General features: G+C 63.7%; 10 protein-coding genes. 8 read left to right on the top strand and 2 right to left on the bottom strand.

Annotated features, from left to right (window positions below):
- Positions 1-50: 50 nt before the first annotated feature.
- The 6 genes from HAQ05_RS21245 to rbsK all read left to right on the top strand — a co-directional run bounded on the left by HAQ05_RS21245 (position 51) and on the right by rbsK (position 10026).
- Positions 51-4346, top strand: a complete 4296-nt coding sequence (locus HAQ05_RS21245; protein WP_190424255.1) for a dermonecrotic toxin domain-containing protein — start codon at positions 51-53, stop codon at positions 4344-4346.
- Between the two features lie 280 nt (positions 4347-4626).
- Entirely contained in the window at positions 4627-5583 is a 957-nt protein-coding gene (locus HAQ05_RS21250) for a sugar ABC transporter substrate-binding protein (RefSeq protein ID WP_190424257.1), read from the top strand.
- The gene (locus HAQ05_RS21255; RefSeq protein WP_190424258.1) at positions 5584-7107 is read left to right on the top strand and encodes an ATP-binding cassette domain-containing protein; all 1524 of its coding nucleotides are present in this window, start codon (positions 5584-5586) and stop codon (positions 7105-7107) included. It abuts the gene before it with no gap.
- The gene (locus HAQ05_RS21260) at positions 7104-8096 is read left to right on the top strand and encodes an ABC transporter permease (RefSeq protein ID WP_190424260.1); all 993 of its coding nucleotides are present in this window, start codon (positions 7104-7106) and stop codon (positions 8094-8096) included. Before HAQ05_RS21255 ends, HAQ05_RS21260 begins: the two co-directional genes overlap by 4 nt.
- Positions 8096-9094 (top strand): LacI family DNA-binding transcriptional regulator, encoded by a 999-nt coding sequence (locus HAQ05_RS21265; RefSeq protein WP_190424262.1) that lies wholly within the window; start codon positions 8096-8098, stop codon positions 9092-9094. Before HAQ05_RS21260 ends, HAQ05_RS21265 begins: the two co-directional genes overlap by 1 nt.
- Positions 9091-10026, top strand: a complete 936-nt coding sequence (rbsK, locus tag HAQ05_RS21270; protein WP_190424264.1) for a ribokinase — start codon at positions 9091-9093, stop codon at positions 10024-10026. Before HAQ05_RS21265 ends, rbsK begins: the two co-directional genes overlap by 4 nt.
- A gap of 9 nt (positions 10027-10035) precedes the next feature.
- Here the strand turns inward: rbsK and HAQ05_RS21275 are convergent, their stop codons facing one another.
- The gene (locus HAQ05_RS21275; RefSeq protein WP_190424266.1) at positions 10036-10272 is read right to left on the bottom strand and encodes a hypothetical protein; all 237 of its coding nucleotides are present in this window, start codon (positions 10270-10272) and stop codon (positions 10036-10038) included.
- A 226-nt stretch (positions 10273-10498) separates the two neighbouring features.
- On the opposite strand from HAQ05_RS21275, the gene HAQ05_RS21280 reads away from it, so the two are divergent.
- A complete protein-coding gene (locus tag HAQ05_RS21280; protein ID WP_190424268.1) occupies positions 10499-10828 on the top strand; it encodes an I78 family peptidase inhibitor in 330 nt (109 codons plus the stop codon).
- 44 nt (positions 10829-10872) lie between these two features.
- Here the strand turns inward: HAQ05_RS21280 and rapA are convergent, their stop codons facing one another.
- The gene (gene rapA / locus HAQ05_RS21285; RefSeq protein ID WP_190424270.1) at positions 10873-13698 is read right to left on the bottom strand and encodes an RNA polymerase-associated protein RapA; all 2826 of its coding nucleotides are present in this window, start codon (positions 13696-13698) and stop codon (positions 10873-10875) included.
- Between the two features lie 159 nt (positions 13699-13857).
- On the opposite strand from rapA, the gene HAQ05_RS21290 reads away from it, so the two are divergent.
- Positions 13858-14175 carry an aspartate-semialdehyde dehydrogenase gene (locus HAQ05_RS21290; RefSeq protein ID WP_190424272.1) on the top strand — a complete coding sequence of 106 codons (318 nt, stop codon included), beginning with the start codon at positions 13858-13860 and terminating at the stop codon, positions 14173-14175.
- Positions 14176-14178 lie beyond the last annotated feature (3 nt).

Consider the following 14178-nt stretch of genomic DNA (forward strand, 5'->3'; position numbering starts at 1 on the left):
CCGGGATGCTGTGCCATCTGCCAAGGCTGAGCGGGCTCAACGGGGTGCTCTTGCCGGAGACAGCAACGGCTTGGCTGCACCACTGGTGGGCCGAGCCCGAAGGGGCGTTTTCGCGCAGGGGCTTGCTGCGCTTGGCCTACCTTGATGGCCTTTACCAAGCCCTGTTCGAGGCGCGCGGCCGCATATGCCAAGGCCTCGAGAACTCCCAACGCCTGCTAACCGCCTACGCCGAGCAAAGCGCCGTGGAGACGATGACCTTGGTGTTTCCGCTTGGCGAGCAATTCTATCCCGTTGCAGGGTCGTTGATTTGGCGCCTCGCGGGTGTGCACGGATGCTGGTTATACCTGCCAACGGCCGGCTTGAGTTGGTTCGCGTCCGTTTCGGAGGCGCTTAGCCAATTGGCCCAGAAGGATTCCCCGGCGGTCGATGGCCTAGGCACCACCGCGCGGCGCCTGTGGTCGAGTAGCCCCGTTCGGGCGTTGAGGACAGTACCCGCCAGCGGCATGGGTATCGACGCGGTGATCGAAAGCTTGTTGGCCGTACAGCGTGCCAACGTAGAGGATGTGCTGGAAGGGCTCAACGCCGGGATACCAGATGCCGAAGGGGTGTGCTTGTTCGACGACGCACTCGACCTGCGCCGGCGGATCGACCCGCGCTTGGCCCGGCTGGACCCGGCTCGCCGTTGGTCCGAGGTGTATGCCAGCAATGTACCGGCGCCCTTCAACCCGCGCACCATACCGACCAAGGCGTTCGATATTGTAGAGCGCCTGATGCTGCTGCGCGCCATCCGAATAGAGTTAAGCTTTGCCCACCCAACCGCGGAAGATGTAGCCTCGGACATGCTCACGCCGCTGCTGAGCGTGTTCGACTTGGCCTTGAACCCCGCTTATGCCGTGATGCATTACCGCCAAGGCGATGGGCCGCCGCGCGATATCACACTGCCGCAATTGTTATTGGAACGGGTCAGCGGCGCTTCGCCCGGCCCTTTGGCGCCGGATACCCGTATTGGCGGCGGGGCCCATTCCATAGCGCCCGGCTTGAGCGTGGCGCTACTGGATTATTTTCTCGATGTACAGGCCACACGTTTTGACGACGCGTATGCCCAACAGTTTGAAACGGTATTCAAGTACGGGCACCGGCTGAATCAGCGCTGGGTATCGACCGCGCAGGTGATGAGCGACACCTTGGAAAATCTGTTGCTCATTGAGCTTGAGTTTGCACGCCGTGCACGCTTATTGCCTGAACCGCTGTTGGAACTGCTGGACGCGGCGTTGGACGGCTCGCCCAGTGTACAGGCGTTCGGGCTAGACGTCGGCGGCCGCGCCGAACTGCCGATGCTGCGGCTGTTGAATGTGCTGGTGTTATGCCGGCGCCCGGTTGCAGAGGCGAACGCGCCGCTGCCATTGGCCGCCGGCCCGGTATTGTTCTGGTCCGCTGCCACCGGGTTGGCCGGTTGCGAACGGTTTTCGCAGGTCCGTGATGGGGTTGCGCGGGCTTTGCGCAGCCATGACTACGCCCAGCACTGGTATCAGGCGGTGTGTGTCGTTGACCGTCTCCGGCTCAAAGCGTCGCCCCTGACCGCCACTGGCCAGGTGTACACCGTCACGCCCTGGCACATGCAGGGCGGCGCCTTGCATCGGCTGGGCAAAAGTACTTATGGCCGCCAGCATCATGAGGCGTTGCTGGTGCTAGCTCAGGCGCGTGCCGAACGTTTCCCTGCTGCCCTGTTCGCCACGCTGTTGGATATGGCCTCGGGGATCGATTCGTTGGGGGAAGGCCTAGGGCGGCTGACCAAGCTATGGACCGCCCAGCAGGCGACCGAGTTGCTACCGCAATGGTGGTTGCAGGCGAGCGTGCCCGACCGCCAGGTATTCATCGACTACCTCACGGACTGCTCGCAAGCGGCGGGCCCTGCCCAGGACTACCTAGAAGGCCTGCCATCGCTGGAAGCATTTGCCCGGGACCGAGTTCAGAAGCGGCTGGTAGCCGATGGGATGGGCCAATTGGACCCGGATCGAATCACCGTCCAGAGCCGGGTGTATGTTCCGGCCCCGGTGGCACTGGGTAACCTGCCATCGGCCATCACCGCCGCCGTGCAGATGCATAGCGAAACATTGAGCGCGTGGGCGTTACAGCATTGGGATTGGGTCAGCGCAACGGTCTCTTTGCACCCGGCAGGCAATGAGCCCTTGCCAGCGGCGCTCAGCACAGTTTACGTGCGTAACCTGGTGCGCGAACTCGATTGCGGCAGGCAATACCGGCGCTTGCTCGATGAGCAGCTTGGCCCCGCGAGCCCCCTGTTGCACATGCGCCAAGGGCGCTTTTACCGCCAGATGCGCCGGCAGATGTTGATGGGCGCTTGGGCGCAGAAGCTTGACGGTACGCTCGGCAAACAGGGCTTTGACTGGGTCGAGCGGGTGGTCCAGTTGCCCGACACCACTGCCCGTAACGACGCAGGGCTGGCAGACGTAGCGTTTACCCAGATGACCCTGAGCGCCGCAGCCGATCAAGTACCAGACAAGGTTCATGGCCTGTACCTGATCGGCCGCCCGGGGCAACCGGGGGCAGTGGTGCTCTTTGGGTTATACATCACCACGCCGCCGTTCCGCCGCTTCGACAACATGGAGGCGTTGCAGGCCGCCATCCGCAGCGAGGCGCCCTTGCAGGCGCTGATACTTGAGCGTTTGGCGCCCGATCGGCGAACCGTGTATGACAACGGCGGCTTCAATGAGCCGCATCTGCGCTGGTCGGTGGAAGATGATTTTTTCGTGCCGTGGTATCGGCCCAGGCCGATCAAGGTATGCTTCGATGTGCTACCCGGCAACGTGCTGGCGCACCTTTACAGCGATAACCTGGTGTTGCTCAAAGCGATGGCCGCCGCGCAGTGCGTAACCAGCCAGGAAGGGCGCTGGCGGGATTTGCGCTACTTGCTTACGCTGGCGCTGGAGCAAGGCTCGATGTTTCTGCCGGTGCCTTTTGCCTTGGTCATCGGCGCTTGGCAAAGCGAGCAGTTAGCGGTAGATGCGCTTGCCGCCTTGCAGGGCCGGCACTGGGGCCAGGCACTCTCGGAACTGGTTGCGGCGATGAGCAGCTTGATGCCGATGAGGGCGGGCATGGCCGCCGGCTGGCCGCGGCTGCCGGCTGGCATGGGGTTTTCTTGGCAGCAGGGGGCATTGCCGGCTGCGCTGGCGCGGCGGCTGTTGGCCTTTGAGGTGTCGGACGCGGTGCTTTCGCAAATGCCCAAGGATACCGCGCTTGGCCTGTATACCCGCGCCGGTGACCATTATGCAAGCGTGGAAGGCAAGGTATTCCAGGTGCGGCTGCTCAACGATCAATGGCGTATCGTCGATGCGAAAGGGCGGCGCGGGCCGGCGGTTATGCGCGACGCGCAAAGCCGCTGGCGGCTTGATTGGACCGGGCTCAGGGGCGGCTCGCCGGTAGAAGGGCAACTGCCCGTAAGGCTAGGTAACCTGACGGAACTTAATTCACTTTTTGACATGCGGTACGAGGGGTTGGCGCAAATCCGCGCCGCCAATATCAGCCAAGCCGTGGATATCGAAACCGGTTTGCAACAGGCCCAGCGTTATCTTGACTCGGCCCTGCAAAAGCTACCAGCCAACGGCCAATTGCCCGCCCGCGTTCAGCGGGTGCTTCGCAATACGTTCGGGCCCGATGCCCTGGGCAACGACTTGGTGCAAGCGCTGCGCGAGAAAATCGAAAGCGTGTATGAAGACGCCAACAGCGTCTCGTTGCGCGACCGCGATGGTAGCCGTTGGGTGACCGGCGTCAACAAGCTGAACAAACACGATACGTTGTCGTTCGTGGTGCCAGACGATCCACTCCGGCGCCTCTACCTTACCGAGCAGTTCTTCGATGGGCCGATGTTCCCCGATATCAGTGAGGAGGCCGCGCGGGCCGGCTTCGATGTACGCCTTCATCATCGTGCGGCGGTGATCCTGCATGAGCTGACGCACGTTAATACCGACAGCGTCGATATTGCCTACCTCGAAGCCAACTCACCTTTCGTCGACCTGTTACACCCACATTTACCCGTGGTATTGCTCAACCGCCTAGCGGCGTTAAGGGGGTCGCTGACCTATGCCACCCCCAGCGAGCATCTGTTCAGAAGCTACGACCACGGCAGGTGGCTCGACTGGAATGCTGACGAGGTTGCCACTTCTGCCATCGATCGAGTCTTCCAGCTTACCGGCACCCAGAACCTGGATAAGGCCCGGGAGGTGTTTCTGGCCAACCCGGTCGTGCGCCGTGCATTGATTTTGAGCAATGCCGACTCGTTAACGTGGCTGATCATCAGCCTTGGCCGCGACGTGGCGCCTGGCGGCTAACCGTATGCCAAGCCGCTAGCGCGGTGTCCGGGAAGCAGGCTGCGCCCCTGACGGTGCCGGGCGGCGCTGCCGCTTCTCGCCATAGCCCTGCTATGACGCATCAGGGCGCATTGCCGGCAATAACATTCCCGGGTCAATTCTCGTGCGAACTTGCGAAACACCACACTAGGCCGGCTGCCGGTTTGACAAAATGGCGGCACACTCCCATATTCACTCGCAAACGTTTGCCACCCCGCGTGGTGCGTTTCAATAAGCATAATAATAAGCGGAGACGCCCTCAATGAAACGCCCCTGCACTGGCCGCTGGCTAGTACCTGCCCTGTTATCTAGCCTGTTTGCGCTCGGCCCGATCGATTCGGCCTTGGCCGCCGCGAACCCGCCAAAGGTTGCGTTGGTGATGAAATCCCTGGCCAACGAATTCTTCCTGACCATGGAAAACGGCGCCAAAGCCTACCAGCAACAACACAGCGGCGAATTCGAGCTGGTGGCCAACGGTATCAAGAACGAAACCGACACCGCCGCCCAGATCGCCATTGTCGAGCAAATGATCGCGTCACATGTTGATGCGCTGGTGATTGCCCCGGCAGACTCCAAGGCGCTGGTGCCGGTGATCAAGAAGGCCGCCGACGCCGGTATCAAGGTGGTGAACATCGATAACCGGCTCGACCCCGCGGTGCTCGACAGTAAGCAACTACAGGTGCCGTTCGTAGGCCCCGACAACCAGGCCGGTGCTTTCAAGGTGGGTGAGTACCTCGGCCAGCAGCTGAACGCCGGTGACGCGGTGGGTATCATCGAGGGTGTGCCCACCACCACTAATGCCCAGCAACGTACCACAGGTTTCAGGCAGGCCATGGACGCGGCGAAGATGACCATCGTGTCGGTACAGAGCGGCAACTGGGAAATGGCCCCGGCCCAGCAAGTAGCGGCCGCCATGCTCAGCGAGTACCCCGACATCAAGGCACTGCTGGCCGGCAACGACAACATGGCCCTGGGCGCTGTATCGGCGGTGCGCGCCGCCGGCAAGGCCGGGCAAGTGAAGGTGGTGGGCTACGACAATATCCAAGCTATCGCACCGATGCTCAAGGATGGCCGCGTGCTGGCTACAGCCGAACAGTACGCCGACCGCCAGGCGGTGTATGGCATCGAGGCAGCACTGAAGCTGGTCAAGGGGCAGGACACCGGCGCGCAGAGTGGCGTGATCGTGACGCCGGTCGACCTCGTAACCGGTAAACCCTGAGTGGCCGCCCCCCTTGAAAGCCCTGTGCTGGCCCTGGACGGTGTGGGGAAAACCTACTCGCAGCCGGTATTGGCCGGCGTTCACCTTGAGCTGCACCGTGGCGAAGTGTTGGCATTGACTGGCGAGAACGGTGCCGGTAAGAGCACCCTGTCGCGCATCATCGCCGGCCTTGAGCCCCCCAGCGTTGGCAACATGCATTTCCTCGGCCAGCCCTGGGCGCCGGCCAGCCGCCGCGCCGCCGAGGCCGCCGGGGTGCGCATGGTGCTGCAGGAGCTGAACCTGCTGCCGACCTTAAGCATCGCCGAGAACCTGTTTCTGGAGCGCCTGCCGCAGCGCCTGGGCTGGGTGAACCGGCGCCGCCTACGCGAGCAGGCCCGCGACGCCATGGCGCGGGTGGGGCTGGAGCAACTGGACCCAGACACCCCAGTGGCCCACTTGGGCATTGGCCACCAGCAAATGGTCGAGATTGCCCGCAACTTGATTGGCGACTGCCGCGTGCTGATCCTCGATGAGCCTACCGCCATGCTCACTGGCCACGAGGTGCAGCGCTTGTTCGCACAAGTACAGCGGCTGCGGGCCGAGGGGGTGGCGCTGGTATACATCTCGCACCGCCTCGAAGAGCTGGCGCAGTTGGCGCAACGCGTAGCGGTACTGCGCGACGGCAAGTTGGTGAGCGTGCAGTCCATGGCACTCGCCAGCGAGGCGCAATTGGTGAAGCTGATGGCCGGCCGGGAGTTGGGTGAGCGCATCGATCTGGGCGAGCGGCGCATCGGTGCGCCGCTGCTCCGGGTCGAGGGGCTGTGCCGCGGGCAGAAGGTGCGTGATGTGAGTTTTGAGGTACGGGCCGGGGAACTGTTCGGCATCAGTGGGCTGATCGGTGCCGGGCGCACCGAACTACTGCGGCTGATGTTCGGGGCGGACCGGGCCGATGCGGGCCGGGTGTCGCTCGGGTCGCCGCCCCAGCCGGTTCGCCTGCGCTCGCCGCGCGAGGCGGTGCGCAACGGCCTCGCGCTGATCAGCGAAGACCGAAAAGGCGAAGGCTTGCTGCTGACCCAAAGCATCGCCGTCAACATTGCCCTGGGCAATTTCGCTGAATTATCCCGGGCCGGCTGGATGAACAACGCCCGTGAACAAGCACTGGCCCAGCGGCAGATCGCGGCGATGCGCATCCGCTGCGCAGGGCCCGCCCAGATGGTGGGTGAACTCTCCGGTGGCAACCAGCAAAAAGTCGTGATCGGCCGCTGGCTGGAGCGCCAATGCCAGGTGTTGTTGTTCGACGAACCCACCCGTGGCATCGATGTGGGCGCTAAATTCGATATCTACGGCTTGCTAGGCCAGTTGGCTCGCCAGGGCAAGGCGTTGGTGATCGTCTCCAGCGACCTGCGTGAGCTGATGCTGGTGTGTGACCGTATCGGGGTCATGTCCAACGGTCGCTTGAGCGGTATTTTCGACCGTGACCACTGGAGCCAAGACGCCCTGCTTGATGCGGCGCTGGCCGGCTATCGAACCAAGGAAACCGCATGAAAACCACCACCGCCGGCCAAGCGCCGGCACCCGCACGGCACCGAGCAAGCTTGGCCGTGCTGGGTACCTACCTAGGCCTGGCGGCCGCCTTGTTGATCCTGATCGTGCTGTTCTCATGCCTGAGCAGCCATTTCTGGTCATACAGCACCTTCAGTACGATCGCCAACCAGATCCCGGACCTCATGGTCCTGGCGGTGGGCATGACCTTCGTGCTGATTATCGGCGGCATCGACCTTTCCGTGGGCTCGGTATTGGCACTGGCCGCCTCGGCGTTGAGCGTGGCTATCCTCAGTTGGGGCTGGGGCCCGCTGCCGGCGGGGTTGCTGGGGCTGGCGTGCGCAGCACTGGCCGGCACCGTGACCGGTAGCATCACGGTGGCCTGGCGCATCCCCTCTTTTATCGTGTCGTTGGGCGTGCTGGAAATGGCCCGTGGCGCCGCCTACCAACTGACCGGTTCCCGCACGGCCTACATCGGCGATGCCTATGCCTGGTTGGCCGACCCGCTACTGTGGGGTATATCACCCGCCTTTTTGATCGCCCTGGCGGTGACCGTGCTGGCCCAATTGGTGCTAACGCGCAGTGTGTTCGGCCGCCAGCTGATCGGCATCGGTACCAATGAAGAAGCGGTGCGCCTGGCAGGCATCGACCCGCGCCCAAGCAAGGTGCTGGTGTTCACGGTGATGGGGTTGCTGGCGGGGGTTGCAGCGTTGTTTCAGCTCTCCCGCCTGGAAGCGGCCGACCCCAACGCAGGCGCTGGGCTGGAGCTGCAAGTGATTGCCGCAGTGGTGATCGGCGGCACCAGCCTGATGGGCGGGCGCGGCTCGGTGGTCAGTACGTTCTTCGGCGTACTCATTATCTCGGTGCTGGCCGCGGGCCTGGCGCAAGTAGGGGCGAACGAGCCGACCAAACGCATCATCACCGGCGCCGTGATCGTGATCGCCGTGGTGCTCGACACCTATCGCACGCGCCGTGCACGCGGGCGCGGCTAATGGCGACGCTCAAGGACGTGGCGGCGCTGGCCGGTATTTCATATACCACCGTTTCGCACGTGCTGAATAACACCCGCCCGGTCAGCGAGCCGGTACGGCGCAAGGTCGAGGCGGCCATCGAGCAACTGGCCTATGTACCCAGTGGTGTGGCCCGCTCCCTAAAGGCGCGGGCCACGGCAACTATCGGCCTGCTGTTGCCGAACAGCATCAACCCGTACTTCGCCGAGCTTGCGCGCGGTATCGGCGACCATTGCGGGCGCAATGGCTATTGCGTGATCCTCTGCAATGCCGACGACGATGCGGCCAAGCAGCGGCATTACTTGCGCATGCTGCTCGAGAAACGCATCGATGGGCTGCTTTTAGCGTCGGCCGGGCCGTCGCAGGGCACCTTCGACGCCTTGCCGATCCCGCTGGTGGTGCTGGACCGGGAAGCACCCGCGCTGGCCAGCGATGTGGTGTGCATCGACCATGAACAGGGGGCTTGGCTGGCCACCCAACACTTGCTCGGGTTAGGCCACCGGCGCATCGCCTGCATCACCGGCCCTGCCAACGTCAACGTGGCGAACCTGCGCGCGGCCGGTTACCGTAGGGCGATGGCCGACTATGGCTGCGCGGTGGTCCCCGGCTGGCAGGTAAACAGTGATTTCACCAGCGATGGCGGCTACCGGGCCGCCGGCCACCTGTTTGGCAGCGTGCAGCCCAGCGCCATTTTCGCCGCCAATGATATGCTCGGCGTGGGCGTGCTACGCGCCGCCGCCGAACGTGGCATCCGCGTGCCACAACAATTATCGGTAATCGGTTTCGATGATATCGAGCTGTGCCGGTACGTGTACCCAGCGCTGAGCAGCGTTGGGCAATCCATCCGCCAATTGGGCGAGCGGGCCGCGGCCCAATTGCTCGGCCGCATCAGCGGCGAGCAGGCCGGCCCGCCACAACGCCTGGTGGTGGCCCCGGCGCTGATAGCCCGTGAATCCACCGCTGCCCTGGCCCAACCATGAGTACAAGATCGGTGAGCAACCCTGCTTCTATTGTTGTGATTGGTAGCTTGAATATGGATTTAGTGGCCCGCACCGCACGGCTGCCCCAGCCTGGCGAAACCCTGCACGGTGACAGCTTTGCCACGGTGCCCGGCGGCAAGGGCGCGAATCAGGCCGTGGCCGCTGCGCGGGCAGGCGCCCAGGTGGCCATGATCGGGCGAGTCGGCGCCGATGCCTATGGCGCGCGTTTGCGCGAGGCATTACGGGGCGACGGTATCGATTGCCAGGGCGTGGGTGAGGAACATGGTGTGCCCACCGGGGTGGCGATGATCCTGGTCGACCATGCCAGCCAAAACAGCATTGTGATCGTGGCCGGGGGCAATGGCACCTTGGCGCCCGCCCATATCGACGCCGCCAGCGCACTGCTGGAGGGTTGCGCCGTGGTCGTCTGCCAGCTGGAGGTACCGCAAGAAACGGTTGGCTATGCGCTGGCCAGGGCCCATGCGCTAGGCAAAACCGTGATCCTCAACCCGGCGCCTGCCAGCCAGTTGCCCAGCGCTTGGTACACGTGGGTGGATTACCTGATACCCAATGAAAGCGAAGCCCAGGCATTGGCCGCAGTGCCCGCACAGGGCTCGCCTTCAGCAGAGCAGGCGGGCAGGGCGTTGCTGGCCAAAGGGGTGAGGCACGTGTTGCTGACATTGGGCGGGGAGGGTGTGCTGCACGTGAGCGCTGAGGGTGCCCAGCACTTTCCCGCTTACCCGGTGGCGGCGCGTGACACTACCGCGGCGGGGGATACGTTTATTGGCGCCTTCGCAGCCGCGCTGGCTCGCGGCGAGGCACCCGCGGCGGCCATCCATTTTGCCCAGAAGGCAGCAGCGTTGTCGGTCACCCGCGAGGGTGCGCAACCGTCGATCCCGTATAGGGCCGAAGTACAAGCCTGGAACCCTTGAACCGAGTGATTACGCAGCCGGTACGGGCGGCGTTTCGGCAGGCTTACCTGCGGCCAGGGGCCAATGTACGTGGGAAAACCGCTCGAACGCTTGGTCGATGAATGTGCGCGCGGCGTCGATACCCAGCTCGCGCACTAACAAGTCGATGCCGATAATGGCCAGCTCCTCGGGGGTATCGGGGCTGAAGGAGCACTGGCCGTCGAGCCAGCGGGCTTTGATGTCGGCGTCGATCCTCACAGTGGTCATGGTGGCAGGCTCTTGGGGGGGAGCGCTTAGTTAAGCATGGCTGCGGCCGCTGCGCACCCACACTTGAGGCCTAAACGACGGAGTGAACACCCCCAGCGCTGGCGACACATCAAGACACAACTATTCACGTGCGTCGCCGTTACGCTTTGGCAGACTTCCCGCCTTTGCAACCTCCGAGGCAGGTTATGGTCGCAAGCACGTTGATCCCAAAGGAAAAGGAGGCTTCATGCCATTCAAACAACTGAGTGGGTTGGCCATCGTGGCCACCACTCTGATCGCCGGTTGCGCCAGCAGCGGCCACGATGATTCCCCAGCAGCAGCGCCGGCTGCCAACGCCGTGGTGGCCAACGATGGGCGCTGCCACGCCGAGGCGGCGCAATTTGCTGTAGGCCAAGCGGGCAGCCCAAGCTTGCTCGACCAGGCCCGGCAGCAGTCTGGCTCGCAGGTGGCACGGGTACTTCGCCCCACCGATATGATCCCTATGGACTACCGCTCTGACCGGTTGAGCTTGTACGTAGACGAAACCGGCAAGGTCACGCGCGCCAGCTGCGGCTGATCGCGCGACGAACCGGGGGCATTGTGGGTGCCCCTATGGCCAGGTTAGCCGGCAACGAGCACGCGGATCGCTTCCAGGCGCAATGCGGCTTTTTCCAGCATCGCCAAGCCCTTTTCGCGCTGCTCGCGCAGCGCTTGGATTTCACTGTCCCGCACGCTGGGGTTTACCGCTTGCAGTGCGGTGAGGCGCGCCAGTTCTTCGTCGAGCTCTGCGCTAAGGCGCTGCTGTGCCTCGCTCACCCGCTCGGCATGGCGCGGCGCAACCTTGGCCTCGCTGGCGGCGATGCGTGGCGACAGTGCATCGCGCTGGGCCTGGATGAATTTATTGGCGCTGGCCTTAGGCACGGTTTCCAATTGGTCGTTAAGGGTGTCGAAGCTTACCCGCGCAGCCAGGTCGTTGCCGTTGGCATCGAGCAGGCAACGCAGCGCCAGCGGTGGCAGGTAGCGCGCCAGTTGCAGGTTGCGCGGTGCAACCACCTCACTCACATACAGCAGCTCTAGCAACACGGTGCCAGGCTTGAGTGCCTTGTTTTTGATCAGTGCCACCGCGGTGTTACCCATGGAGCCGGCCAGCACCAAGTCCATGCCGCCCTGGACCATGGGGTGTTCCCAGGTCAAGAACTGCATGTCTTCCCGTGACAACGCCTGCAGCCGGTCGTAGGTGATGGTCACGCCCTCGTCGTCGCCGAGCGGGAAGCTGGCGTCGAGCATTTTTTCGCTGGGCCTGAGGATCAGTGCGTTTTCCGAATGGTCTTCGCTGTCGATGCCAAAGGCATCGAACAAGGTTTCCATGTAGATCGGCAGGGTGTATTGGTCGTCTTGCTCCTCGATCGCGGCCACCAGCGCCTTGCCTTCGCCGCCGCCGTTGGAGTTGAGCTCCAGCAGCCGGTCACGGCCGCTGTGCAGCTCGGTTTCCAAGTGCTCACGCGCAGCACGCGCTTCGGCCACCAGGGTACTGAAGGCATCGTCATCGTCGCTGCTCAGTAGGCTTAGCAGGCGTGCGCCGAAGGTGTGCTGTAGCGCGCTGCCGGTCGGGCAAGTGGCCAGGAAGGCATTGAGCGCCTCGTGATACCAGCGGAACAGGCGTGCCTGCGGTGTGCCTTCCAGGTAGGGCGCATGCAGCTCGATGGTATGTTTTTGCCCGATCCGATCGAGGCGGCCAATGCGTTGCTCGAGCAGGTCGGGGTGCGACGGCAGGTCGAACAGCACCAAGTGGTGGGCGAATTGGAAGTTGCGGCCTTCAGAACCGATCTCCGAGCAGATCAGCACTTGCGCGCCGTATTCTTCGTCGGCGAAATAAGCCGCGGCGCGATCGCGCTCCAGGATGCTCATGCCCTCGTGAAAGGTGGTGGCCGGTATCCCCGAGCGCACCCGTAGGGCGTCTTCGAGGTCCATCGCGGTTTCGGCGTGGGCGCAGATCACCAATACCTTGACCTTCTTGAGCCTCTTCAAGGCGTCGATCAACCACTGCACGCGTGGGTCGAAGCGCCACCAGCGGTCTTCGTCTCCCTCGGCCTGCCAGGCGGTGTCTGGGTAAAGTTCGGCGCCCTGGCCCTGATACTGCGGCGGGTTGGGCAGCGGGTAGGGGTGCAACGTGCGCCCTGGGAAGCCCTGCACGGCGGCGCGGGTGTTGCGGAACAACACGCGGCCGGTGCCGTGGCGGTCGAGCAGTTCGCGCACCAAGCGGGCCTTGGCCTCCTGGTCACCCGTTTGCACGGCGCCGATCAAGGTTTCGCCGGCTTCACCCAAAAAGCCACGGATGGTTGCCAGCGCTTCGGGCGCGGGTGTGGCATGGTCGAGCAGTTGCTGTACCGCCTCGGCCACCGGGCGGTAATGCTCGCTTTCCGCGCGAAACGCTGGCAGGTCGTGGAAACGGTTCGGGTCGAGCAAGCGCAGGCGGGCGAAGTGGCTGTCCAGGCCCAATTGTTCAGGGGTGGCGGTGAGCAACAATACGCCAGGGATCACTTCGGCGAGTTGTTCGACCAAGGCGTATTCGGCACTGGCCTGTTCCGGGTGCCAGACCAGATGGTGGGCTTCATCGACCACGAGCAGGTCCCACCCGGCGGCGAACAGCGCGTCCTGGGCTTTTTCCGCATGCTTGAGCCAGTCGATCGACACCAGGGCCAGTTGCGCATCCTCGAACGGGTTGCTGGCGTCGCTTTCGGCGAAGCGTTCGGCGTCGAACAGTGCAACCTGCAAGTTGAAGCGCCGGCGCATTTCCACCAGCCATTGGTGCTGGAGGTTTTCTGGCACCAGGATCAACACGCGGCTGGCGCGGCCATTGAGCAATTGGCGATGGATGACCATGCCCGCCTCGATGGTTTTGCCCAGGCCCACTTCGTCGGCCAGCAACACCCGTGGGGCAATGCGGTCGGCCACTTCGCGGGCAATGTGTAATTGGTGGGGGATCGGTTGTACACGCGCCCCGCCCAGGCCCCACAACGATGACTGCACGTTGCGGCTGGTGTGCTGCAGGGTGTTGTAACGCAACGCGAACCAGTTCAGTGGGTCGATCTGGCCGGCGAACAAACGGTCGCTGGGCAGGCGGAACTGGATGAAATTCGACAACTGCGTCTCGGGCAGCACCACCGTCTCGTTGTGGGTATTCAGGCCGTGGTACACCAGCAGCCCGTCGGCATCCTCGACCTCGCGTACGGTGAGCTTCCAGCCCTCGAAATGGGTGATCACATCGCCAGGCGAAAAGCGCACGCGGGTCAGCGGGGCGCTGCGCAACGCGTATTGGCGTGTGTCACCGGTGGCTGGGTAAAGCACGGTCAACAAGCGGCCGTCTTGGGTCAATACCGTTCCCAGCCCCAGTTCCGCCTCGCTGTCGCTGATCCAGCGTTGCCCCGCTTGATACTGCTGCGCCATGCCTGCCTTACTCCGCCTGCGAAAAAGGCCAGGATTCTAGCGTAAAACCGCGCTGGGCGCTCGTCCCGCTGTCCGTTTGCAAAACCGCGCCGGTGCGGCAGAATGCCTCAAATTGCCGCGCCGCCGGCCGATAGACTGGCGATAAGAGGACCTACGCCCATGCTCGCGCCTATCACCCCAGTGGTTCACGTACCGATTAACCCGCAATTGGACCCGGCCAAGCCGACCCCGGACATCCCGCCCGTGGCAGCCTCCCAAGCTGTATCTGGCGACAACCAGGTCGACCTGCGCCAGCCTGAACAGCAAGACGGCGCCCTGCTGCGTGACGAACAGCGCCGCCGCCAGCGCCATAGTGGGGCGCCGACGGAACCCTTGGTGCTGCCCGGCGAGGAACTCAACGCTGACGACACCGTACCGGCGGTGGCGTTGGTCGAAGGTGAGGAACGCCAGGGGCAGTGGATCGACCTGAAGGTCTGAAGC

The organism is Pseudomonas typographi (genome assembly GCF_014694385.1).
Lineage (GTDB): Bacteria > Pseudomonadota > Gammaproteobacteria > Pseudomonadales > Pseudomonadaceae > Aquipseudomonas > Aquipseudomonas typographi.